The sequence below is a fragment of the Streptomyces sp. NPDC049597 genome (genome assembly GCF_040675505.1).
Classification (GTDB): domain Bacteria; phylum Actinomycetota; class Actinomycetes; order Streptomycetales; family Streptomycetaceae; genus Streptomyces.
In genome coordinates this window covers 58,201-80,027 of sequence record NZ_JBFAOY010000007.1, presented here as the reverse complement: position 1 = coordinate 80,027, position 21,827 = coordinate 58,201, and the positions used below count along the sequence as shown (strand labels likewise).

The following is a 21,827-nucleotide window of genomic DNA, read 5'->3' as shown; positions in this document are numbered from 1 at the left end:
TCTCGCCGAAGAGCCGCCCGTCACGGTCGATCCGCCGGACGGGAACGGGGGCTCGGGCGCGCTGCCGAGCACGCCTCGACGCGGAGTACGAAGTGGGGCGGACGCCCCACCTGGAAGGAGATCGGGACAGCATGAGGACCGACAGCACGAAGTACACCAACTTCACCGGCTGGATCGACCCGCCGGACGACGTGCAGCCCGCGCTGGACGGCGATCTCACCTGCGACATTGCCGTCATCGGCGGCGGCATGGGCGGCATGGCGGCCGCGCTGCGCCTCGCGGAGCGCGACCAGGACGTTGTCCTGCTGGAGGCCGAGTTCTGCGGCTACGGCTCGGCCTCGCGCAACGGCGGTCAGATCGCCGGGGCGCCCGGTGGCGACCTGCGGATGCTCAGCCTCCAGTCCCCGAAGAAGATGCCGGTCATGGCCAAACTGGCGGAGCATGCGGGCCGCTACGTGGAAGACCTCATCAAGACGCACGACATCGACTGCGACTACGTGGCGAACGGCCTGGTGTGGGGTGCGGTCTCACCCCTCATGATGCTCAGGGTGCGTACCCAGGCGGCGATCCTGCGCGCCTTCGGCGGGCACGGGACCGTCGGCAGCAGAGAGGAGCTCGGCCTCCCCGCCGGCTTCGTGGGCGGGATGCGGGAATCCATCGGCGGGATGCTGAACCCGGGCAAGCTCGCTCGTGGTGTGCGTCGCGCACTGCTCGCCTCCTCGGCCAAGGTCTTCGAGCAGTCGCGGGTGAGCGATGTCCGGCGGACCGGCAGCACCGTCGAGATCACGACACCGCACGGCACCGTGCGGGCCGACAAGGTGCTGCTCGCGACCAGCGTCTACGGCGGCGAGTGGGACATCACGCCCAAGAACCTCGCGACGCCGCTGTACGTCGTCGAGATCGAGTCGGAACCCATCGCGCCGGAGCGGCTCGCCGCGCTGGACTGGACCAGTCGGTCCGGCATCATCACCCAGCACCAGTTGATGACTCACTACCGGCTCACCGAGCGCAACACCATCGTCTGCGGGGTCCGCAAAGCGCAGCGAGGCCAGACCTACCCGCTCCCGGACCGGGTCCCGGACCCCGGTGTCGTGCGGGACATGGGGAAGGATCTGGCCAACCGGTTCCCGTCGCTGTCCGACGTGGCCATCGAGCGAGCCTGGGGCGGTTGGATCGGCATCAGCCCGGACTGGTTGTCGGTCGCCGGGCAGGTGGGTGACAACGTCTTCTACGCGATGGCCTGCAACGGCCACGGTCTCTGCCAGGTGCCGTACGTGACCCATCAGCTCGCCGACTACATCGTCGACGGCGAGATGCCGGAAGACCTCGCCGGCATCTGGTCGGACGCCCCGAAGTACTCGCCGTCGATGTCGCTGCTGATGCAGCCGTTCGTTCTCCGGGCCATCTGGGGGCTGGACCGGTTCAACGACTTCTTCAACGGCAGCAGGAAGCTGGCCCGGCGGGCACTCCGTCGTGCCAGGCGCGGGGACTCCTGAAGGTTCGGGCGACGCCTGCTCCGTGACGGCGCGGTGTGAGATCGCCACCCGTTACGACAACACCGCCGGGTCCTGCGAAGCAGCCGTCGCCCTCGCATCACTCCTGATGCGGGCCCGGCATGCGACGCCAGGATCTAGGCGGGCCCTCGCGCGGCGCGCAGCAGGGGAGGCGACAGGACCCAGAGGACCTCGCTCACCGTCGTACCCGGATTGTCGAACTGGTGAAGCGTCTGGCCGGAGAACGAGGTGGACACCCCGGCCGACAGCATCCGGGTCTCGTCTCCGACGATCAGACGGGTCGAGCCGCTCAGCCCCATCGCGAAGATCGTGGCGGTGTCGAGCCGATAGGGGCCTCCGGTGCCCCCGCCTGGCTCGATCACGGAACGGAAGACCTGGAACGCCGTGGTGCCGGCGGGCGTGAGCAGGTATTCGGCCACGCCCTCACCGCCCATGTCGATCCGGCTTCCACCGTCCACGACTTGCTCGTCGGGGTACGCGAACAGCTCCCCGACCCCGATCCGCAGCACCTCGCAGACGCGCAGCAACGTCGGGACGGACACGCTGGTGAGCCCACGCTCCAACTGGCTCAGAAAGCCCTTGGTGACCTCTGCCCGGTGCGCGACCTCCGTCAACGACAACCCGCGGTCGAGCCTGATCTTCCGCAGCTGCGCACCTGTGGACGCTTCGAGGGCGGCGGCGCCCCGTTCCGCTCCGCCTGCTGTCCCGCCGTCACCGATGGACATGGTGTGCTCACCGCCCGTCCCGAGGCCGAGGTCGTGTGCCCGTCAGGTGACGGGCCGACCCGGACGAGTCCTCTCCGTGACACGAGGCTAAGGCATGCGTGCCAGGGGCAGTCGGTGCGCCCCTGTGGAGGGGGCGACGGCGTCGAACCCCTTGTGGCGTCGGCGAGGGCGTGGTAAATCTGCCGCCGTTTAGTGGTAGTAAACAGCGGCCGAGGGCCCGCGCCTTCGCCGTCGGCCAGGCCGCCGACGGGCCCTTCATCTGTCTGTGACACGGCATGTCGGGAGCCTCGGCTCCCCGAGAGCAGAAGGGACACTGAGAACATGGAAGAGCTGTGGCCCCCGCCCTCGCGTGAGGTCGCCGATGCGATCAGGTCCCTGTGTCAGCGCCTGCTGACGGAAACGGAGGCCCTGATCGACGCCTTCGCAAGGCCCTCTCTCGTCGCCCAGAACGATCCCGCTCTCCTCGCGGACGCATCGCTGGTCGAGGAGGATCGCGCGCTCAACCGCTCTGAGGTGGTCCAATGGTTGACCGCAAACGTTCAGCAACCGGGGCGGAGGGTAGAGCCCTACGTCAGCCCGAGGACCACGGCGTACATCAACGATCTCGTCTCCCGCGGCATCGCGCCCGACTTCGCCGGTGCCTGGCGCGTGGCCCTGGGGATCGGTTGGCGGCGCTGGCTTGAGGAATGCGTGGCGGACTGCACGGACCCCGATCTTCTCGTGGGGGTCCTGGACGTGACGGCGCAGTCGCTGGTGCAGTACGCCCTCGACTCCGTCGCGGCCCTGCGGCAAGCCGGCCTCGCCGCGGCGATGGGGAACACGGATGCAGAGGGGATCGCACTGATCCAGCTGATCGCCAGTGGGGCACCGATGGCGGAGGACCTCGCCGAAGGGCGCCTGCGCTACCGGATGGCGCGGTGGCACGTGGGTCTCGTCCTCTGGGTCGATGATCCCCAGGCGGCCGACGCCCTGGACGAGGCGATCGCCGCCGTGCGCCCCTCCGCCGGTGGCCGGAGCGCCCTGGTGGCGCGCGCCAGCGCCACGTCGCGGTGGATCTGGCTCTCGGGGGAAGCCGTCCCGGACCTTCACCACGTGGAGAAGGACCTCGCGGCGGCCGACGAGGTCCGCGCGGCGGTGGGAAGGCCGGGACGCGGTCTCGAAGGATTCCGCTCCAGCCACCAGGACGCCCTCGCGGCGCAGGCGCTGGTGATCCGGCTGGGGTCCGACCGGCGATTCACCGCCTACGCCGACGTCGAGCTGATCGACGCGCTCACGAAGGACCGGCCCGGCGCACGTCGGTTCGTCGTCAACACCCTCGGGTCATTGGCCGAAGCCGACCCAGCGCTGCGGCAGGCACTGCTCACCTATGTGCAGTCCGGCTTCAGCACCACCCGGGCGGCCGCCAACCTCTACGCGCACCGCAACACCGTTGAACGGCGCGTCTCACGCGCCAACGAGCTCTCGACCGTCAAAGTGGAGGACAACCCGACCCACGTGGCGGCGGCGCTCTTGGCGCTGGACATCGCGCCTGACATCGCGAGGATCGTTCCGAGCTGAGCTCACACCACGCAGCTGCGGTGCTCGAGCTTCCTTGCCCAGGGAAGAGCCCGGAAGGGCGAGACGGGGAAAGGTGGGCAGAACCGCGCGGGCGCCCGGACGGTGCCTAGGCGGTCTGCCTTCGCCAGTGGCATTCCTTCCGGAACGTTTGCGATCGACGGCGAGGGCGCGCCGACACTGCCGCTTAGAGGCCGACCTCGGAGGTCAGCATGGTGAAAAGCGCCTCGGTGTCCTCCGTGCGTGCGTCAGGGGTCGCACATAGCGCCCATGATGCACGTAATGCACATTGATCTTGAGTGCGTTTTGCGCCTGTCGGGCTACTGACCTGCGGTTTTCCTTAACCTGTTTTGGTTCTACATGTTTGCGATGACGCACCACGTTGAGTGTGTCGCGATCCTTGAGCCTGCCGCAAAGGGCTCCTGACCTGCTGTTTCATCTGGTGTACGTTATGTGCATTGTGTGCGTTACGGGCGATATCTTGACACATGTTTGACGCACGAAGCGCCTGCGTGACGCACGTTTGACGCAGGTCCTGACGCCGCATCAGGTCAGGGCTCGTGCAGGTGGCGCTTGGTGGGAGTGTGAGGCGCGGAGGAGCCGGCTTTACTGTCTCTTGGAGATGTTGAGCCGGTCGTTGTTGGTGTTGGGGCTCAGTACGAGCGGGGGCCGTACGGGCTCCATCCGTGGAGGAACGGCTTGAGGTCGGCAGGGTCGGGCTTGGGCGGGATGGGGATTTTCGGCGCCGAGGCGGCTTCGGTGAGGTGTTGGAGATGCATGTCTGCGAACGCGATCCATGCCTCGACCTCGGTCTTTTCCTGGCAGGGCGGCAGTGATGCGGCGTGCCGTCGAACGGCTGCGACGTATTCGGTCAGGCGCATGGCTCGGTGCCGGGCTTCTGCCTGGTCTTCGAGGTGTTTGACTCGGTAGGCGTGGGCATGGGCGGAGCGTGCCGCCTGCATTGCGGCTTCCCAGCGCTGTCGTTGTTGCTCGGCGACTTCCTGATCCGCACGGCGCCTGCGTTCCGGCTTCTCCGCGGAGGGTGACTTCTTGGGTGATCTCGGCGAGCTGGTCTTCGAGGGGTCGGGTCGGGGTGTGGGCCCATTCCGTGGCGCGGTGTGGGTTACCGCCGCGGAGGATGAGGCGCAGGCGATCGGAGGGTGTGCAGTCGAAGCGGGGTGGACGCATCCATGAGTGCTTCTTGGTGTCGGCGAGTAAGGGTGTGTTCGCTGCGGTCCTGTTCCTGGAGGACCGGGAAGCTGACTTTCTCGTCCTGTGCGGTAACGGTGAAATGGGGCGGCGCGCTACGGCGTCGATGGCGCGGGGGAGCGTCTTGTGTCGGGCCGAGTGCGGCTGAATGGCCCTGTGCTTCGGTGGCGATGATGAGTGCCTGGATGATGCGCAGGGCGCGCCCTTGAACGGCCTTTGTCAATCCCATTGGCTGAGGCGGGCGTTGGAGGTCGACCACCACAGGATGGGGCGGGTGAGTTTGGCCGGTACAGGAACAGGGGTGAGTTCGACCAGGTGCCAGGATGGAATGTCGAGGAGTTTGATTTCGTACCCTCGGTGGGTTCGATAGCCGTACAGTTCCTGGGTTTTCGAGACGCCGGACCTGACCGACGCGCGGGCCCATGCCGGGCGGCTCGGGCTCGGCGTCCTCGCGCACGGGCGGTGCGCCGACGGCAGCGGCTACTGCTACTTCGACATGCGGGAAGGAGCGGGGGCGGTCCTGGAGGTGCGCCGCACCCAGCGGTGACGCGCGCTCAGGCCAGTCGGCTCAGCGCCGCCGACACCAGCGTCCGCACACCGGGCACGAGTACCGACGGGTCGGGTGCGAACAGCGGGCTGTGGTTGCCCGGCACGTTGCCGAACTTCTCGGCGAGGTCGTCGCCGGGCGCCGCCTCCCAGACCTCGGCAGGGGTCGCCGTCACGTACCAGTAGTCGTACGGCACGTCCGTGGGCGCGAGGAGGGAGAAGTCCTCGCTGCCCAGGGCCGGGCCGAAGTCGAACACCGTGTGTGCGCCGAAGAGTTCGCGGTGCACAGCCGCGATCTCACCGTCGAGACAGGCGTCGTTGACGGTGTTCGGATAGCCGGGCCGGACGGTGACCTCAGGCGGTACCCGGCAGCCCGCCGCCTGGCACTCGCCCGCGACGATCCGGCGGACGGCGCCGAGGACGCGCTCCCGTACCCGGGTGTCCTGCGTGCGCAGGTTCAGGGCGAGCCGGGCCTCGGCGGGGATGATGTTGTGCTTCGTGCCGGCGTTGAACCGGCCGACCGTCAGGACAACCGACTCCCGCGCCGCGACCTCCCGCGACACCACGGTCTGCAGGCGCGTGACGATGTACGCGGCGGTCACCACCGGGTCGACGGTCGACTCGGGGCGCGAGCCGTGGCCGCCGATGCCGTGGACGACGACGTCGATGTCGTCGGAGGCGGACATCGTCAGGCCAGGCGTGTGCGGGTAGAACCCGGCGAGGCCGGGTGTGACGTGCTGGCCGAGCAGCACGTCGGGGCGCGGGAAGCGCGGATGCACGCCGGCGGCGACCATGGCCGCAGCCCCGCCGCCGGACTCCTCCGCGGGCTGTCCGACGACGACGAGCGTGCCGGACCAGGTGTCGCGGGCGGCCGCGAGGACCTCGGCGGCAGCCGCGAGCCAGGTGACGTGCAGGTCGTGGCCGCAGGCGTGCATCACGCCGTCGACGGTGGAGGCGTACTCCAGGCCGGTGGCCTCTTGGACCGGTAGGGCGTCCATGTCGCCGCGCAACCAGACGACCGGACCGTCACCGTTGACGAGGACGCCGACAACGCCGGTGCGGCCGACGCCTTCGGTGACGTCGTAGCCCGCCGGGCGCAGGCGTGCGGCGAGCTTCGCCGCAGTGCGGTGTTCCTGGAAGGCCAGTTCGGGGTGGCGGTGCAGATCCCGGTAGAAGTCCTCCAGTTCGGCGGGCTTCAGGCCGGCGGTGAGATCCAGGGTGAGTCGTGCTGCCGTGGCCGGATCGCTCATGCGGGCTGCTCCTTCTCCTCGAAGGTCGGGACGCTCGCCAGCAGGCGGCGGGTGTAGGGGTGTTGGAGGGTGCGGTAGACGTCCCGTACGGGCCCGTGTTCCACCACTTCTCCTTGGCGCAGGACGGCGACCTCGTCACTGACATGACGGACGACGGCCAGGTCGTGCGAGATGAAGAGCATCGTCAGCGACAGGGAACGGCGAAGTTCTTCAAGGAGGTTGAGGACTTCGGCCTGTACGGAGGCGTCCAGCGCGGACGTGATCTCGTCGGCGATGATCACCTCGGGTTCGACGGCGAGGGCGCGGGCGACGGCGATGCGCTGGCGCTGACCGCCGGAGAACTCGTGCGGATACCTCTGTGCCGCCGAGCCGTCGAGTGCGACCGTCTCCAGCCAGCGCTTCACCGCCGAAGCGTGCTTGCTGGCGTCGGCCCGTACTGGATCGACGGCCTCGGCGATGGCCTGGCCCACGGTCATACGCGGGTTGAGCGAGGCGTAGGGGTCCTGGGAGACGAGCTGCACCCGGCGGCGCACCGCCGCGAGCCGTCCGCCCCGCAGCCCCGTGAGGTCCTCGCCATCGAGAGTGACGCGGCCCGCGCGCACTGGATGGACGCCCACGATCGCCGTGGCGATCGTCGACTTCCCCGAGCCGGACTCGCCGACCAGGCCGAGCGTCTGCCCGGCCCGTACGCCCAGGGACACACCGTGCAGGACCGTTCTCGCACGCTTGCCGTGACCGAAGACGACGGTCAGGTCTTCGACGGCCAGCTTGTACGGGGGTGTGGTCACGCGGGCTGCACCTCCTGGCGTACGGCGTGGCAGGCGACGGCGTTGATCAGTTCCGGCCGTTCACTCGCGCAGACGTCGAGCGCGACCGGACAGCGGTCGGCGAACGCGCAGCCGGCCGGGCGGTCGGCCGGCGTCGGCGGCCGGCCAGGGATGGTCGCGAGCAAGGTCCGCTCCTCGGCGTCCGTGTCGTGGAGGCGGGGGCTCGCGGCCAGCAGCGCCTTGGTGTACGGGTGCCGGGCGCGGTCCGCCCGTAGATCGGCCGCGGTCAGTTCCTCGACGACGCGGCCGGCGTACATCACCACGATCCGGTGGCACAGGGTGCTGACCACGCCGATGTCGTGGGAGATGAACAGGGTGCTGGTGCCGCGAGTGCGGTTGATGTCCTTGAGGAGGTCGAGGACTTCGGCCTGGACGGTGACGTCGAGGGCGGTGGTCGGTTCGTCGGCGACGATCAGCCGTGGACCCGGGAGGACGGCGGCGGCGATCACCGCGCGCTGCCGCATGCCGCCGGACAGCTCGTGCGGGTACTGCTTCACGACCCGGGCCGGGTCCGTGATCCGGACCTGCTCCAGAGCCTCGACGGCACGGCGCAGCGCCTCCGCACGGGGCACGCTCTGGTGCACTCGGAGCGTCTCGGTGAGCTGACCGCCCATCCGCAGCGCGGGGTTGAAGGAGGCCGACGGGTCCTGGAAGACGATGCCGATCTCGGTGGCCAGCCGCTTGGGGTCGGCGGCGGGAGTGGCCAGGTCGAGGTCGCCCAGGGTGAGTTGGGCCGCGTGGGCCGTGAGCCCGTCGGGCAGGAGCTGCGCCACGCTCATCGCCGTGACCGACTTGCCGGAGCCGGACTCGCCGACCAGTCCGACGATCTCGCCGGGCATGACATGGAAGGAGACGTCGTCGACGAGCCGCGTTCCGTCCGGCAGGGCGACGGACAGGCCGTCCACCGTCACCAGCGCGTCCTTCGGGGCGCGGTGCGAGGGCGGGGGTACGACGACGGGTCGGGGCGCCCTGGTCTTCGTATCACCGCCGCGCGGGTCGAGCGCCGTCGCGAGGCCGTCGCCGACGAAGCCCGCGAGGACGCCGGTGACGGTGATGGCCGCCGCCGGGCTGATCGCCTCGGCCGGGGTGGTGTAGAGGGACTCCAGACCGGAGCTGAGCAGCGCGCCCCAGTCGTAGTCCGGCGACTGCACGCCAACGCCGAGGAAGGACAGGCCGGACAGGGCCACGAGGACGTTGGCGAACGCCACCGACAACAGCACCAGCAGCGGCCCGGAGATGTTCGGTAGGAGATGCCGACTGAGCAACCGGGAGGGCGGTACGCCCATCAGGCGGGCCTGGGTGACGAAGTCACGCTGGGCGACCGAGGCCGCCATGTTCGCGGTGAGGCGGGCGAAGGCGGGCGCGCCGCCCAGGCCGATCGCGAGGATCGAGGCGGTGGGTCCGGTGCCCAGGACCGTGGCGATGACCATCGCCAGGAGGAGCGCCGGGTAGGAGATCATCACGTCGATCAGCCGCAGTCCCAGTTCGCGCACGCGCGGCCCGGACACCCAGACCACGGTGCCGAGGAGGATCCCGGCGACGGCCGCGAGCGCGGTGGCGGCGAGGGTCATCTCCAGGGTGAGGCGGGTGGCGACCAGGGTGCGGGCCAGGACGTCGCGGCCGAGCGCGTCGGTGCCGAGCCAGTGCTCGCCGCTCGGATGCACGCGGGCCGCGTCGCTCAGTGCGGTCGCCTTCCCTTCCCACAGGAGCGGGGCGACGATGCCGAGGACGGCGATCAGTCCCAGCCCGGCGAGGGCCGTGACCAGAGGCGCGTTCCAGCGTATACGGCGCATCAGTGGCCTCCCTTTCCGGCGAGGGTGCGCGGGTCGAGCAGCGCGAGGGCGGCGTCGACGAGCAGGTTGAGCAGGGCGGCGAGGAGGCCGAGGACCAAGACGCAGCCCTGGACCACGGGGTAGTCGCGCACGAGCAGTGCCTCGACGACGCGCAGCCCGATGCCGGGCCAGGCGAAGACGGACTCGACGACGACCGTGCCGCCGAGCAGGCCGGCGAGGATCAGCCCGCCGAGGGTGAGGGTGGCGGTCAGCAGGTTCGGCAGGGCGTGGCGGGCGTAGAGGCGCAGCGGAGGGAGGCGGCGTCCGCGCGCGGTGCGCACGTAGTCCTGGGCCAGGACGTGCGCCGCCTCGGTGCGCACGATGCGGGCCATGACGCAGGTACCCGGCAGGACGAGAGCCGCGACCGGCAGCACCATCGACGAGACCCTCTCGGCGCCGGCCGCCGGGAGCCAGCCGAGCTTGATGGCGAAGCCGAGGACGAGCAGGGTGCCGATGATGTACTCGGGCGTCGCGCCGACCAGACCGGTGACGAAGGTGAACGCCCCGTCCGTGCGGCGGCCTCGGCGCGCGGCAACGGCGAGCCCGATCGGCACGGCGAGCACCAGCACCCCGAGGACGGAGAGGAACGCGAGCTCGGCCGTGAAGGGCAGACGGGTGCCGATGACGTCGGCGACGGGCTCCGGTTCGTGCCGGGCCCGCTCCACGTCGGCGGGCGCCGCGTCGGCGCCGGCCACCACACGGGCCGGGTCGCCGGGGATGAGCTGCACCATCAGGAACGTGCCGACGACGAGCGTGACCGCGACGGCGGCGAGCCCGGCCAGGCGCCGTACGAGGAAGGCGCCCCAGGGGCCGAGCAGGCTCGTGCGCCCGGCCCCCGCGGCATCGACAGTGGCCGTCATCAGCCGGTGACCCGGAGCGTGGAGACGACGAGGTTGCCTCCCGGCGTCGCGAAGGCGATGCCGTTGCGGGCGACGTAGTGCACGTTCACCGTGGCGAGCGGGATCACGTCGTGGGCCTTGAGCAGGGCGTCCTGCGCCTTCTGCCAAGCTGCGCACTTGGCGCCCGGGTCCGTGGTGGAGGTGGCGGCGACGTAGTTCGCGGCGAAGCCCTGGTTGCCGACCGCGCCGTAGTTCAGGCCGCCCTTGACCGGTTCGGGGCCCACGAAGTAGGCACCACCGCGGGCGAGGTTGCCGGTGATCAGGGGGAAGACGGTGGCGTCCCAGTCGCCCTGGTTGGCGGTCACGTCGGTGGCCCACGTGGCGTTGTCGGCGTTGGCGAGCTTCACCTCGGCGCCGGCGGCGCGCAGGGCCTCGGCGACGTAGGAGTTGCCCGCGCCGCCGGCCACCGCGTTCGACCCCTCCAGTTTGATTGAGACCCCCCTGAGCGCCTTCTTCGCCGCGGCCGGGTCGGTGGCGGTCAGCAGGGAGGTGTCGGTGGAGACGCAGGCGGACTTCTCGTCCACGTACGAGGTCATGACCTGGCCCGCGCCGCCGAACACCTTGTTGAACGCCGTCGCGCTCACCGCATGGGCGACCGCCTTGCGCACCTTCGGATCGGCGCCCGGACGGCCGGGGCGCTGGTTGAAGGCGATGAAGTTGCGGATGAGCGGCGCCGACCTGACGGCGTATGTGTCGTCGCTCGTGAACCGCGCGACGTCGGTGCCGCTGAAGGGAGCGAGATCGAGGGCCCGGGTCTGCAGCTGGTTGGCGAGGGTGGACTCGTTCTTCGAGATCTGGATCCGCAGGGTGTCGGCGGGCCTCCCGGAGGGCTGCGCGGAGAAGCGTGCGAACGCGTCGTAGTCCTTGCGCAGCCTCAGCTCGTACGAGGCGCCACGCCGCGCCTTCACCATCTCGTACGGGCCGGAGGCCGCGCCCTTGACGGCGCCTTGGGCGAGGGCGGCGGCGCCCGCGTCGAGTCCGGCCTTGCAGATGATCCCGGCGCCGGTGCCGGCCAGGCCGGTGAGGACCTCGCCCCAGGGGGTGGCGGTGGTGATGGTGACGGTGCCGGCCTTGTCGTCGCCGGTGATCGTGGTCTTCTTCCCCGCGTTCGCGGCGCCGAAGGTCAGCAGCGCGCCGGCCGAGGTCGCCCGGTAGTGCTCCAGCGAGGCGACGACCTGCGAGGCGGTCAGCGGGGCGCCGTCGGAGCAGGTCAGTCCCTTCCTCAGCGTCAGGGTCGTCTTCGTCGGCGTGGACGTCCACGACTCGGCGAGCCCGGCGACGAACGTACCGCCGTCGTCCTGCCCGAGCAGCGGCTGGTACAGCAGCGACGTGATCACGTAGTCGGTCGCGCCCGCGCCCTTGGCGGGGTCGAACGAGGTGACGTCGGAGGTCATGCCGATCCTGACGGTGCCGCCGCTCTTGCCGTCGCCCGACGAGGGGCTGTCGGCGGAGCCGGTCGTGCAGGCGGTGGCCAGGAGCGAGGCGGCGGCGACCACGGAGGCGCCGGCGAGGAACCTCGAACGATGCATGAAGGAACTCCCCAGGGCTGTGGGCGAAGCGGGGGGCGGTGTGATGCGGGATACAGAACAGGCCACTTCCCGGCCCGGCCCGAAATTGCAAGAATCCGCGACCGGAGGCTGATCGAATGCACGAATCCGCACCATCTGCCGTCCCAGGTACGGTCGACACCCCGCCCCGGGGAACACTCGATGAACTTGATCTCGCGCTCGTCAACGCCCTGCAGATGGCACCCCGCGCCCCCTGGGCGCAGCTCGCCCGGCCCCTCGGCGTGGACGCCGCGACGCTCTCACGCCGCTGGGCCCGGCTGCGTGACTCCGGTGCGGCCTGGGTCACCTGCTACGCGGCGCCCTCCCAAGTGACGTACGGAGCCATGGCGTTGATCGAGGTGTCGTGCGTGCCCCAGGCCCGGGTAGCCCTGGCCGAGGAGCTCGCCCGGCATCCGCAGGCGATGAGCGTGGAGCTGGTGGCCGGATCCTGCGACCTGCTCCTGACGGTGGCCACAGTGACGATGTCGCTGATGAGCGGCTACGTCCTCGCCCTCAGCCGCATCGAGGCCGTCACCGCCACCCGCACCCACCTGGTGCAGCACCTGCACCGCGAGGGAAGCGAGTGGCGCATGGACTCGCTCTCCCGCGACCAGCAACGCGACCTGACGGACACCGAGGAAGCCGCCGCGCGGACCGCCGCCGGGGCCACCCTCACGACCGAGGACCGCATCCTGCTGCTCGCCCTCGCCGAGGACGGCCGCCGCCCCGTCGCCTCCATCGCGGCCCAACTGGAGCGCCCGGAGTCGACGGTCCGGCGGATGCTGAACTCCCTGCTGCACGGGGGCCGGGCCGTCCTGCGCTGCGACGCCGCCCACCTGCATGCGGGCTGGCGCAGCACGGCCACGCTGTGGATGTCCGTACCGCCCGCTCAGCTCACCCGCGCCGGCGACGAGTTGTGCCGGATGCGGGACACCCGCATGGCGGCGTCGGTGTCCTCCGAGGCCAACCTGCTGGCCGTCGTGTGGCTGCACTCCCTCGACGACCTCGCCCGCTACGAGACCCAGGTCGCCGCCAGGATCCCCGCCGTGCGGGTGCTCAACCGCACGGTCACCCTGCGCTGGGTCAAGCGCATGGGCCGCCTGCTCGCCGCCGACGGCCGCAGCACCGGCTGCGTGCCGATCGACGTCTGGCACCCGGTCGCCTGAATCACCCCTCCCCGAGCCCGCTGCGCTTTCCGGCACCTGACCCCCGCCCCTGGCGGATCCGTGCAATCCAGCCGGACGGCCGGGCCGGTCCCTGAGGCTGACGGCACCGCCAGACGGCCCGCCCCGGGCCACGAGCGAGAGGGGAAACCCATGCCGTCCACCGATCTCGGCTATCTCACCGCCACCGAGGCACTGCGGCTCTTCACCCGCCGCGAGCTGTCACCGGTCGAGCTGATGCGGGCCGTCATCGAACGCGCCGAGAAGGTCGAACCGCGGATCAACGCCTTCACCGAACGCCTCTTCGACGAGGCACTGGAACAGGCCCGGCACGCAGAGGACCGCTACCTCGGCAGGAACGGCCTCACCCCCCGCCCCCTGGAAGGCATTCCGGTCGCGGCGAAGGAGAAGCACGCGATCCTGGGCCGTTCCCTGACCGAAGGCTCCCTCAGCAAAGAGGGAGACATCGCCACCGAGAACGCCCCCGTGATCGACCGCATCCTCGACGCGGGCGGCATCATCCACGCCCGTACCACCACCCCCGAGTTCTCCATCGCCACCTACACCCACTCCCGCATGTGGGGCATCACCTGCAACCCCTGGAACCCCGACTTCACCCCGGGCGGCTCCTCTGGCGGCTCCGCCGCGTCCCTCGCCGCCGGTACGTCCCTGCTCGCCTCGGCCTCCGACATCGGCGGCTCCACCCGCATCCCGGCCGCGTTCACCGGCACCGTCGGCTTCAAGGCCCCCTACGGCCGCAACCCCGGCCTCGGCGTGCTCACGGCCGACCACTACCGGGGCGACGGCCCGATGGCCCGCACCGTCGACGACGTCATCGCCTTCCAGAACATCCTGTCGGGACCCGACCCCCGCGACCACGCCTCGATCCGCCCGAAGCTCACCCTGCCCACGGTGTACGAGGACGTGACCGGGATGCGGATCGCTCTGTGCGTCCGCCTGGGCGAGTACGACGTCCACCCCGAGGTCGAGGCCAACACCCGCGCCACCGCCCAGGCCCTCGCCGACGCCGGCGCCCACGTGGAGGAGATCACCCTCCCCTGGACCCACCACGACCTGCTGACCGCGATCGCCGGACACTTCTCCACCATCTTCGGCGCCGTCGTCAGCGAGGCCACCGAAACCCACCGCGACCTGCTCAGCCCGTACGCGGTCGCCTTCGCGGACGTCATGTCGTACGCCCGCACCCAGGTGAGCTACCTCGACTCCCTGCGCGCCGAACACCGGCTCCAGCGCCAACTCGCCACCGCCATGGCAGGATTCGACGCCCTGCTTTGCCCCACCACCGCCGTGCCGGGCTGGCACGCGGGCGACGACCTGGCCGGCGACAAGGTCGTGGTGAACGGCGAAGAGGTCGCCGACACCCTGTGGTGCGCCATGACCAACCCGTTCAACATCAACAACCGCTGTCCCGTCCTCAACGTCCCCTCCGGCATGTCGAGCTGGGACGTGCCCACCGGCCTCCAGATCGTCGGCCACCCCTACGAGGACCCAACCGTCTTCTGCGTCGGCAGGGCCTTGGAAGCCGTACGGCCCTGGTCGTACGCACTCGTCCAGGACCGTCTCTCCTGACCGGTCCACGCCCGTCGCGCCGGCCTTGAGTCGCTGCCGGGGTCGACGGGCCGACCTTCGACCGGCACTCCATCGCCCCGGAGTCCCTCAAACGGGTGCCCGCGCCGACGAGCTCGTCGCCGCTGCGACGCTTCCTCCGTCGCAGCTTTTGAGACCAAGTACGCCCAGAGCGCGGCAATATCATCGAGATCACCGCCCTCAACACCCCGGCGCCGACATCACGGCAAGCTCAGCGGCGAACTCGCGGCCGGCCACTGACGACGGAGGGACGCCGGCCGGCTTCGCCGAGGCGCACCGGCCATCTCGTGTTCCAGCGCCCGGCTGAAAATCGGCAGGCGACACCGATACGCCTGGGGCGGACGTCGCTCTGTCGTGCGAAGAAGTCCTGGTGGGCACTGGGCAGGGCCACCCCACCGACGCTGGACGGCGGAGCACAGAGTCCCGTGGGGAGGCCGGAGTCAGACCTTCTCGGTGGTCACGCGTGGGTGGTCGGCGATGAGCATGGTGATGTCCTCGATGTCGGACGTCAGGATCGTGACCCGGCCTGGCTGGGCGAGGGCGGTGGCGCAGAGCATGGCGTCGATGGCGTACTTGTGGCCGTGGAGCCCCGCCGTGCGGAGCAGGGTGGCGGCGGACTGGGCGGTGGTCTGGGTGACGGGCTCGACCCGCAGCCGGGACAGCGTCCACTTCAGCGCGGCGTCATTGATCCGGGGATGGATCACCTCGACAAGGACGGCGGCCGAGGTGATCACTGGTAGGTCGGCGTCGCGGGCGGCGGTGAGCCACTCGTGGACTTCGCGGTCGCGCTGTACGGCCTTGGCCAGGCCCTCGCTGTCCAGGATCAGGGCGCCGCTCACGCGGCCGCCCCAGCTGCGGAGGAGGTGCCGCCGGTGAGCTTGGCTCGCTTGGCGGCGACGGCCTCCGGGTCGGCGGGGCCGTGGATCTTGTCGAACTCGGCGATCAGCTCGTCCAGGTTGTCCCGCTCGATCTGCCGCTGCGCGGCCTTCTCCAGGTACGCGGACACACCTCGCTTGCCGACGCGCTCACGGATCGCCTGGAGGGTGCCGGCGGTCAGGGAGACGGAGATGCCGCTGCTGGGGCCATCGCCGGGTGGGAAGTCAGTGTCGTCGTCAGCCATGACACAAGTATGGCATTTTGAATGCTATACAGCGAGATCCTCGGCGGCACAGGGCCCTGGATGGTCGCTCGGCCGGGCGACAGGGACCACACGTAGCGCCCATCGCGCAGGTAATGCACATTGATCTTGCGTCCCTTTTGTGTCTCGTGCGCCGCTGACCTGCGATTTTCTTTGACCTGTTTTGTGTAAACCTGTTTCTTGTGACGCATCACGTGGAGTGCGTGGCGATTTTGGAGCCCGCCGAGAAGGCCGCTGATCTTCAGGTTCGGGCGGTGTGCGTGATGTGTGCCGTGAGCGTTGCGGGCGATGTCCTGGCGCTGAAACGACGCTTCGCGACGCATACATGACGCTCTTTCTGACGGTGCGTCACCTGGTGGGTCAGCGGGCCGTGCGGAACATGCCGTGCTCCACCTCGGTGACGAGTCCGGCGTGCGTCAGCCGGTCCAGATGCCGTGTGGCCGTCCGCCGTTCCACCGGCTCCACATGTGGGGCTTCGACGTGGGGTCGGTAGACCAGTCGGTGCTCGACGATGTCCTCGACCGTGCGGGGTTCGCGCAGGAAGGCGAGGAGTGCGGCGTCCCGTTTCCGTACCACCGCCTCGAACGCGTCGAGGCGCCGGCGGAACTCCGCCGCGCCCTCGATCACGCCCTTCTGGTGGGACGTGCCGTACCAGCGGGCGTCGATCTCGCGGCAGCGGCGCATCGACGCTTCGAAGGCGTCGAGGCTGCTGCCGGGGTCGCCGTAGTACGGGCCGAAGGACGTGAGGTCGATGTCCGCGACGAAGAGGAAGCCGTCCGGTTCGACGAGGAAGCCGCTGTGGCCGGCCGTGTGGCCCGGCAGGTGCACCACCGTCACCGTGCGCCCGCCGAGGTCGAAGACGGTGCCGTCCTCGAAGCTCCGGGCGTCCGGGCGTCCGTGGACGTGGAACTGATCCCGCAGCATCCGGTCGACGCCGCGAACGGCCTCGGGCGGGAGGCCGAGGCCCGCGATCATGGCCTCGCGCGACCGCAGCGCGTCGAGGTCGGCCTTGTGGACGTGGACCGCCGCTTCGTAGCCGTCCAGGCCGGCGATGTGGTCCTCGTGGGCATGGCTGACCAGGACCGCGTCCGCCGGTGGTGGATCGTCGACCAGAGTCAGCGACGGATCCACGACCAGCGACTCGGACGTGCCGCGCACGAGCAGCGAGTTGCCGTAGGGGTACGCGCCCCGGTGGGGTCCTACGAGCACGCTGGCCGCGCCGTATTCCTCTCGCATCTCATACCTTCCTGGCCGTGAGTGTGTCGGCGGTGACTCCTTCGAGCGGACGGTTCGTCGTCCGGGGCCCGAACAGCACGGCGGCCGTTGAGAACACGATGTACGAGGCCGTTGCCGCGGTCATCAGGCCCGCCCTGCCCCGGCCACCGTAGAGAGCCGCGCCGAGGACGCCGGAGGCGGCACCGTCGCAGCGCCCGACGCCGGCGAGCGGGTGACGGTCGCCGGCGACCTCGTCTCTACCTCGTCCTGGCGGTCTTCGTGGCATGGGGCCGCTTCGGCTCCCAGCCGTTCACCGCCTGATCGCGAAGTGATCCGTATCACAGGCTGTCACAGCGTCAGCGGACCCGGTGTCCTGTGGCCGAACGCCCGGAGACGACGGAGGAGAACACGCCATGGGCAGACGGACGACGAACACCACCCTCACGTTCCTCAGGATCGCGGTCGCCCTGCAGACCCTGAGTCTGTTCTTCCAGGCGGCCACGGCAGGTGCGCTGCTGACGTCGTCTCATGGCCATCTGCTGCATGACATCGGTTCGAAGGTCATGTACGGCGCCGCCATGCTGTACCTGCTCGCCACGGTCCTGGCGTGGCGTCCGGGTGGCGGAGCGTCGCGTCCCGTCCTGTACGCCACGGGCTTCCTCGTCCTCGCTTCGGTGCAGGTGGCGCTGGGTGTCGCCCATGTGCCGTCGTTCCATGTGCCGCTGGGCGTGGTGATGTTCACCCTCAGCACCCTGGCCCTGGTCCGGGCGCTGTCCCCGCGCCTGCCGCCTGCCTCCGCTGCTAGGCCGTAGATGCCCGGCGAACCGCCGCCCGATCGGTCGGGGCGATCCCGACGGCGTACGCGCATCGGCCGCGAGGGCCTCGCGCAGCCGTCGGCCGGGCTCGGGGGCCCGGCGATCCATCGATCTCAGGCACGACCAGTTCAGACCCGTATCCGAAAGGGAGGACACCTCATGTCCGTTAGAACTGTGCTCGCCGTGACCATGGCCGTCCTCGTCAGTGGTTTCGCACTCGCCGAGCCGGCGGTCGCGGAGGCCACGGTCCAGCCGGTCGCCGCAAGCGTCTCCACCGTGAGCGTCGGCCGGGTCGGGGCCTCCATGTCGGCACTGGTGGGCCTCCTCGGCGCGGTCAGCGGCGGCTTGGCCCTGGCCCGGTCCACCGGCCAGGGGCGCATCGGCGCCTGGGCGCGGCGGAACGGAGTCGTCACGGCTCTCGCGGCGGGTTTCGTCGCCTTGGTCGTCGGCGGGGCGGTCGCGGCCACCGCCGACGGCGGTCTCGGCACCGGCAACGGACTCGGCGGCGCCTGCTTCGCCATGATCCTGGGCCTGCTCGCCGTCACCCTGGGCGGGCTGGCCCGCTCCCGTTCCCAGCCGAGTTCGATGACGCATCTCGAATCCGCTCGATCCACTCCGCCTCGCCTGACGGAGGGCGTTGCGGCACGCCTGGATCGCGGGGTGCCGGCCGCGGCCGCTGCGTACGACCGTGAAGATGCGGCGTGTGCGCTGGCCGCGGGGGAGCTGTCGCAGTGCGACGGTCGGGGGCTGCCCGCTCCACACGAGGCCGGGCAGGAAGGCCGCAGCGTGCTTCTGCTCGACGAGGCGGAGGTGGAGCAGGAGGTCTCGTCTCGAACCGCACGTCGGGTTCGAAGCCGGCGTTGCGGCACAGGGTCATGGCTCAGTGCCGTGCGGCGGTGCCCTCGGGTTCCATCACCCAGGGGTGGTCCGCCAGTGAGCGAGGCGCCGCCGTCGGGGCTTCGGTGTCCGTGTCACCGGCCGGTTCCGGCAGTGCGAGGTGCAGGGGGTCGTCGAGCAGGTCCTCCTGTTCGAGTCCGGCGGGCCGCGGGTTCGGGTTGCCGGGGTATTCCTCGGCGAGGACCAGGTCGAAGTCGCGGGCGAGGAGCGCTGGAAGTGCCCTTTCCGGTTCCGTCTGCGTGACGTGGACGCAGATGCGGATGCCTTTCGCGCAGCAGGCCGAGCGCGGTCGGAACCAGGGCCAGGGCGGCCGTCTGGAACGAGGCGATGCGGAGCGTGCCGGTCAGGTCGGTCAGGGAGGCGGCGATGTCCGCCTGCGCGCGCTCCAGGCGTTCGAGGACCGCTTCGGTGTGGGCGACGAGGATTTCGGCCTGCTCGGTCAGCCGTACCCGCCGCCCGACCGGTGATGGACCTCGCGGAGATCGGTGCGTACGACGCCGAGCGCACCGGCCTGTGCGGCGTCAACCGCCTCGCCCTGACCGATGCGGACGCGACCGGCTGCGGCCATGATGGCGCCGCCCGTGCCACCGCCCACGGACCCCTGCGTGGCTGAAGTCCGCGGCCCTCCGGGAGGGACCGGGGGCCGTACGGCTCCGGGCGCGTCCTGAGTGCCCGTCAAGGAGCGCGCCCAAGCACCCCGACACGGACGACGACCGGGCCGCCCTTCGTCGCTACCGGGCGGGAGCCGGGGGTGGCGGGCGGTGATGTGACGGCCCCGCTGGTGGGGTGGAGCCGGGGGAGGAGCCCTGCGCGGCGCGGGCGTCGGGCGCCCGTGCGTGCGGCTCGAGTGAACGGGCGGTATCAGGGTCGGCACACGCGCTCGATCAGTGCCTGCCAGCTGTCGGCGAGGCGGCCCGCCCGCTCGGGGTCCGGGGTGGATGCCGGCTGCGGCGCCGACAAGTACAGCATCACCGGCCCCTCCAGTGCCGCGGTGAGCTGCATCGCGAGGCTGTCGAGGTCGGCGACACCGGGCCGGGCCAGACCCAGGAGCATGCGGATGTGCATCCGCGTCAGGGTGGCGGCCGCTCCGGCGGGGACGGGCTGATTGCGGTCGAGCGAGGCGCGCACGATCGCCAGGTGGTCGGCGAGGTAGGCGGTGCGGGCGCGGCCGTAGGCGATGAGCCGGTCGACGGGGGCGGCGCCGGGGCCGAGCGGTGGCGGGCCGCTCAGGACCTGCTCCTGGAACGCGTGCTCGTCCTCGTCGAGCAGGGCGTGGAAGATCCCCGCGCGGGTGCCGAAACGGCGGTAGACGGTGCCCTTGCCGAGGCCGGCGCGCTCGGCGAGGCCGTCCATGGTGACTTTCTCCACGCCCAGTTCGGCGACCATCGCACGGGCCGTGGCCAGCAGTTGCTCGCGGTTGCGGGCGGCGTCGGCACGCTCGGCACGCGGCCGCCCGAGCGGCACCAGGGGACTGTCCATGCGCTCCAACCTACCGCTGGGAATATTAAGCGGGGTGAAGTCCGCTTATGCTGTCGTCGGTGACGGCAGCCGCATGACCGATGGCCTGCCGCCCGTTCCCGCGACGACCTCTCTGCGACAGGACCGAACCGTGACCGTCTTTCTGTGGATCCTGCAGATCCTGCTGGCCCTCGCCCTCCTCGCCGCCGGCGGCGGCAAGCTCGCCAAGCCCTACGAGCAGACAGCCGAGGCCATGCCGTGGGCCCGGCGCTTCAGCGCAGGCCAGGTCAAGACCATCGCCGCACTCGAAGTGCTGGCCGGGCTCGGGCTGATCCTCCCGGCCGCCACCGGCATCGCCCCGGTCCTCACGCCGCTCGCCGCCACCGGCACGGCACTGATCATGATCGGCGCGATCGTCACGCACGCGCGGGGCAAGGAGTGGTCCCAGATCGGTCCCGGCGTGGTGCTGCTCGTCATCGCCGCAGTGATCGCCTGGGGGCGCTTCGGCCCCTACGCCTGGTGACCCGGCCTGATCCCAGACACCCGAACCGAACTCGTGAAGGAGCCCCTCCCATGTCTGAACTCGTCTTCGGCCTGGACACGTTCGGCGATGTGCCGGAGGACGACTCCGGCCGTCCGGTGTCGTACGCGCGGGCCATCCGGCAGGTCGTCGACGAGGCCGTCCTCGCCGACGGGACCGGTGTCGACGCTCTCGCCCTCGGTGAGCACCACCGCCCCGAGTACGCGATCTCGACGCCGGAGACCGTGCTCGCGGGCATCGCGACACGCACCGACCGGATCCGGCTCGGATCCGGAGTCACCGTCCTCAGCTCCGACGACCCGGTCCGGGTGTTCCAGCGGTTCGCGACCGTGGACGCCCTCGCGAACGGCCGGGCCGAGGTCATCCTCGGGCGCGGCTCGTTCACCGAGTCGTTCCCCCTGTTCGGATACGACCTGGCCGACTACGACGTGCTCTTCGAGGAGAAGATCGAACTCTTCGCGAAGCTGCTGGAAGAGAAGCCGGTGACCTGGAGCGGCACCAAGCGGGCCCCGCTCACCGACGCCGACGTGTTCCCCAAGACCGAGTCCGGTCTCACCACGTGGGTCGGCGTCGGCGGTTCACCGCAGTCGGTCGTGCGCACGGCGCGGTACGGCTTCCCGCTGATGATCGCCGTCATCGGCGGCAGTCCGGAGCGCTTCGCGCCGTACATCGACCTCTACCACCGCGCCACCGGCCAGTTCGGCACCACCGCCCACCCCGTCGGCATGCACTCACCGGGCTTCGTCGCCGACACGGACGAGGAAGCGCGGGAGGCGCACTGGCCCCGCTACAAGGTGATGCGGGACCGCATCGGCGCGCTGCGCGGCTGGCCGCCGGTGAGCCGGGCGGAGTACGAGCACGAGATCGAGCGCGGCTCGCTCTACGTCGGCTCGCCCGACACGGTCGCGCGCAGGATCGCGGGTGCCGTCACCGCGCTCGGCGTCGGCCGGTTCGACATGATCTACGGCTCCGGCACCCTGCCGGTCAGCGCCCGCCTGCGTGCCGTCGAGCTGTACGGCACGAAGGTCATCCCGATGGTCCGGGACATCCTCGCGGGCTGACCGCACGGCTGTCGTGAAAGGAGTGGAG

General features: G+C 70.6%; 21 protein-coding genes and 1 pseudogene. 10 read left to right on the top strand and 12 right to left on the bottom strand.

The features are described 5' to 3' along the window. Window positions 1-131: 131 nt before the first annotated feature. Window positions 132-1,496 (top strand): FAD-binding oxidoreductase, encoded by a 1,365-nt coding sequence (locus tag AB0K02_RS10950; protein ID WP_365992058.1) that lies wholly within the window; start codon window positions 132-134, stop codon window positions 1,494-1,496. Between the two features lie 134 nt (window positions 1,497-1,630). Here the strand turns inward: AB0K02_RS10950 and AB0K02_RS10945 are convergent, their stop codons facing one another. Next, window positions 1,631-2,239, bottom strand: a complete 609-nt coding sequence (locus tag AB0K02_RS10945) for an XRE family transcriptional regulator (protein ID WP_365992057.1) — start codon at window positions 2,237-2,239, stop codon at window positions 1,631-1,633. Window positions 2,240-2,560: 321 nt separating this feature from the next. Between AB0K02_RS10945 and AB0K02_RS10940 the strand changes: the two genes are divergently transcribed. Then, window positions 2,561-3,796, top strand: a complete 1,236-nt coding sequence (locus tag AB0K02_RS10940; RefSeq protein WP_365992056.1) for a helix-turn-helix domain-containing protein — start codon at window positions 2,561-2,563, stop codon at window positions 3,794-3,796. A 650-nt stretch (window positions 3,797-4,446) separates the two neighbouring features. On the opposite strand, the gene AB0K02_RS10935 is transcribed toward AB0K02_RS10940, so the two are convergent. The 6 genes from AB0K02_RS10935 to AB0K02_RS10910 form a co-directional block, all read right to left on the bottom strand. Continuing rightward, window positions 4,447-4,755 (bottom strand): hypothetical protein, encoded by a 309-nt coding sequence (locus AB0K02_RS10935; RefSeq protein WP_365992055.1) that lies wholly within the window; start codon window positions 4,753-4,755, stop codon window positions 4,447-4,449. 801 nt (window positions 4,756-5,556) lie between these two features. Then, the gene (locus tag AB0K02_RS10930) at window positions 5,557-6,798 is read right to left on the bottom strand and encodes an amidohydrolase (protein ID WP_365992054.1); all 1,242 of its coding nucleotides are present in this window, start codon (window positions 6,796-6,798) and stop codon (window positions 5,557-5,559) included. Further along, complete coding sequence (locus tag AB0K02_RS10925; protein WP_365992053.1) at window positions 6,795-7,586, bottom strand: ABC transporter ATP-binding protein; 792 nt, start codon at window positions 7,584-7,586, stop codon at window positions 6,795-6,797. Before AB0K02_RS10925 ends, AB0K02_RS10930 begins: the two co-directional genes overlap by 4 nt. Further along, window positions 7,583-9,418, bottom strand: coding sequence for a dipeptide/oligopeptide/nickel ABC transporter permease/ATP-binding protein (locus tag AB0K02_RS10920; RefSeq protein ID WP_365992052.1), 1,836 nt, complete (start codon window positions 9,416-9,418; stop codon window positions 7,583-7,585). The genes AB0K02_RS10925 and AB0K02_RS10920 overlap by 4 nt, the downstream gene beginning before the upstream one ends. Then, complete coding sequence (locus AB0K02_RS10915; protein ID WP_365992051.1) at window positions 9,418-10,317, bottom strand: ABC transporter permease; 900 nt, start codon at window positions 10,315-10,317, stop codon at window positions 9,418-9,420. The genes AB0K02_RS10920 and AB0K02_RS10915 overlap by 1 nt, the downstream gene beginning before the upstream one ends. Next, window positions 10,317-11,885, bottom strand: a complete 1,569-nt coding sequence (locus tag AB0K02_RS10910; RefSeq protein ID WP_365992050.1) for an ABC transporter substrate-binding protein — start codon at window positions 11,883-11,885, stop codon at window positions 10,317-10,319. The genes AB0K02_RS10915 and AB0K02_RS10910 overlap by 1 nt, the downstream gene beginning before the upstream one ends. Before the next feature lie 116 nt (window positions 11,886-12,001). Between AB0K02_RS10910 and AB0K02_RS10905 the strand changes: the two genes are divergently transcribed. Continuing rightward, window positions 12,002-13,069, top strand: a complete 1,068-nt coding sequence (locus AB0K02_RS10905) for an AsnC family transcriptional regulator (RefSeq protein WP_365992049.1) — start codon at window positions 12,002-12,004, stop codon at window positions 13,067-13,069. A 150-nt stretch (window positions 13,070-13,219) separates the two neighbouring features. Continuing rightward, entirely contained in the window at window positions 13,220-14,656 is a 1,437-nt protein-coding gene (locus AB0K02_RS10900) for an amidase (RefSeq protein WP_365992048.1), read from the top strand. A 458-nt stretch (window positions 14,657-15,114) separates the two neighbouring features. On the opposite strand, the gene AB0K02_RS10895 is transcribed toward AB0K02_RS10900, so the two are convergent. The 3 genes from AB0K02_RS10895 to AB0K02_RS10885 all read right to left on the bottom strand — a co-directional run bounded on the left by AB0K02_RS10895 (window position 15,115) and on the right by AB0K02_RS10885 (window position 17,048). After that, complete coding sequence (locus AB0K02_RS10895; RefSeq protein ID WP_365992047.1) at window positions 15,115-15,513, bottom strand: PIN domain-containing protein; 399 nt, start codon at window positions 15,511-15,513, stop codon at window positions 15,115-15,117. Further along, window positions 15,510-15,794, bottom strand: coding sequence for a hypothetical protein (locus AB0K02_RS10890; RefSeq protein WP_365992046.1), 285 nt, complete (start codon window positions 15,792-15,794; stop codon window positions 15,510-15,512). The genes AB0K02_RS10895 and AB0K02_RS10890 overlap by 4 nt, the downstream gene beginning before the upstream one ends. A 378-nt stretch (window positions 15,795-16,172) precedes the next feature. Continuing rightward, on the bottom strand, window positions 16,173-17,048 hold the full coding sequence (locus AB0K02_RS10885; RefSeq protein WP_365992045.1) for an MBL fold metallo-hydrolase: 876 nt from the start codon (window positions 17,046-17,048) through the stop codon (window positions 16,173-16,175). A gap of 392 nt (window positions 17,049-17,440) precedes the next feature. Between AB0K02_RS10885 and AB0K02_RS10880 the strand changes: the two genes are divergently transcribed. Then, window positions 17,441-17,839, top strand: coding sequence for a hypothetical protein (locus tag AB0K02_RS10880; RefSeq protein ID WP_365992044.1), 399 nt, complete (start codon window positions 17,441-17,443; stop codon window positions 17,837-17,839). Next, window positions 17,840-18,406, top strand: a pseudogene (locus AB0K02_RS10875) (DUF6223 family protein); the annotation flags it as partial. Window positions 18,407-18,722: 316 nt separating this feature from the next. Here the strand turns inward: AB0K02_RS10875 and AB0K02_RS10870 are convergent. Beyond that, on the bottom strand, window positions 18,723-18,995 hold the full coding sequence (locus AB0K02_RS10870; RefSeq protein ID WP_365992190.1) for a LysR substrate-binding domain-containing protein: 273 nt from the start codon (window positions 18,993-18,995) through the stop codon (window positions 18,723-18,725). Window positions 18,996-18,999: 4 nt separating this feature from the next. Between AB0K02_RS10870 and AB0K02_RS10865 the strand changes: the two genes are divergently transcribed. After that, a complete protein-coding gene (locus AB0K02_RS10865; protein ID WP_365992043.1) occupies window positions 19,000-19,206 on the top strand; it encodes a hypothetical protein in 207 nt (68 codons plus the stop codon). Beyond that, window positions 19,206-19,352: a hypothetical protein gene (locus AB0K02_RS10860; protein WP_365992042.1), complete on the top strand. Its 147-nt coding sequence runs from the start codon at window positions 19,206-19,208 to the stop codon at window positions 19,350-19,352. Before AB0K02_RS10865 ends, AB0K02_RS10860 begins: the two co-directional genes overlap by 1 nt. Before the next feature lie 248 nt (window positions 19,353-19,600). Here the strand turns inward: AB0K02_RS10860 and AB0K02_RS10855 are convergent, their stop codons facing one another. Further along, complete coding sequence (locus tag AB0K02_RS10855) at window positions 19,601-20,218, bottom strand: TetR/AcrR family transcriptional regulator (protein ID WP_365992041.1); 618 nt, start codon at window positions 20,216-20,218, stop codon at window positions 19,601-19,603. Between AB0K02_RS10855 and AB0K02_RS10850 the strand changes: the two genes are divergently transcribed. Then, complete coding sequence (locus tag AB0K02_RS10850) at window positions 20,217-20,720, top strand: DoxX family protein (protein ID WP_365992040.1); 504 nt, start codon at window positions 20,217-20,219, stop codon at window positions 20,718-20,720. The genes AB0K02_RS10855 and AB0K02_RS10850 overlap by 2 nt on opposite strands. 50 nt (window positions 20,721-20,770) lie before the next feature. After that, on the top strand, window positions 20,771-21,799 hold the full coding sequence (locus AB0K02_RS10845) for an LLM class flavin-dependent oxidoreductase (protein WP_365992039.1): 1,029 nt from the start codon (window positions 20,771-20,773) through the stop codon (window positions 21,797-21,799). The last annotated feature ends 28 nt before the right edge of the window (window positions 21,800-21,827 follow it).

Coding starts and splice junctions, on each gene's coding strand:
- AB0K02_RS10950 (WP_365992058.1), top strand. CDS start 132: ATGAGGACCGACAGCACGAAGTACACCAACTTCACCGGCTGGATCGAC.
- AB0K02_RS10945 (WP_365992057.1), bottom strand. CDS start 2,239: ATGTCCATCGGTGACGGCGGGACAGCAGGCGGAGCGGAACGGGGCGCC.
- AB0K02_RS10940 (WP_365992056.1), top strand. CDS start 2,561: ATGGAAGAGCTGTGGCCCCCGCCCTCGCGTGAGGTCGCCGATGCGATC.
- AB0K02_RS10935 (WP_365992055.1), bottom strand. CDS start 4,755: ATGCAGGCGGCACGCTCCGCCCATGCCCACGCCTACCGAGTCAAACAC.
- AB0K02_RS10930 (WP_365992054.1), bottom strand. CDS start 6,798: ATGAGCGATCCGGCCACGGCAGCACGACTCACCCTGGATCTCACCGCC.
- AB0K02_RS10920 (WP_365992052.1), bottom strand. CDS start 9,418: ATGCGCCGTATACGCTGGAACGCGCCTCTGGTCACGGCCCTCGCCGGG.
- AB0K02_RS10915 (WP_365992051.1), bottom strand. CDS start 10,317: ATGACGGCCACTGTCGATGCCGCGGGGGCCGGGCGCACGAGCCTGCTC.
- AB0K02_RS10910 (WP_365992050.1), bottom strand. CDS start 11,885: ATGCATCGTTCGAGGTTCCTCGCCGGCGCCTCCGTGGTCGCCGCCGCC.
- AB0K02_RS10905 (WP_365992049.1), top strand. CDS start 12,002: ATGCACGAATCCGCACCATCTGCCGTCCCAGGTACGGTCGACACCCCG.
- AB0K02_RS10900 (WP_365992048.1), top strand. CDS start 13,220: ATGCCGTCCACCGATCTCGGCTATCTCACCGCCACCGAGGCACTGCGG.
- AB0K02_RS10890 (WP_365992046.1), bottom strand. CDS start 15,794: ATGGCTGACGACGACACTGACTTCCCACCCGGCGATGGCCCCAGCAGC.
- AB0K02_RS10885 (WP_365992045.1), bottom strand. CDS start 17,048: ATGCGAGAGGAATACGGCGCGGCCAGCGTGCTCGTAGGACCCCACCGG.
- AB0K02_RS10880 (WP_365992044.1), top strand. CDS start 17,441: ATGGGCAGACGGACGACGAACACCACCCTCACGTTCCTCAGGATCGCG.
- AB0K02_RS10865 (WP_365992043.1), top strand. CDS start 19,000: ATGCCTTTCGCGCAGCAGGCCGAGCGCGGTCGGAACCAGGGCCAGGGC.
- AB0K02_RS10860 (WP_365992042.1), top strand. CDS start 19,206: ATGGACCTCGCGGAGATCGGTGCGTACGACGCCGAGCGCACCGGCCTG.
- AB0K02_RS10850 (WP_365992040.1), top strand. CDS start 20,217: ATGCGCTCCAACCTACCGCTGGGAATATTAAGCGGGGTGAAGTCCGCT.
- AB0K02_RS10855 (WP_365992041.1), bottom strand. CDS start 20,218: ATGGACAGTCCCCTGGTGCCGCTCGGGCGGCCGCGTGCCGAGCGTGCC.
- AB0K02_RS10845 (WP_365992039.1), top strand. CDS start 20,771: ATGTCTGAACTCGTCTTCGGCCTGGACACGTTCGGCGATGTGCCGGAG.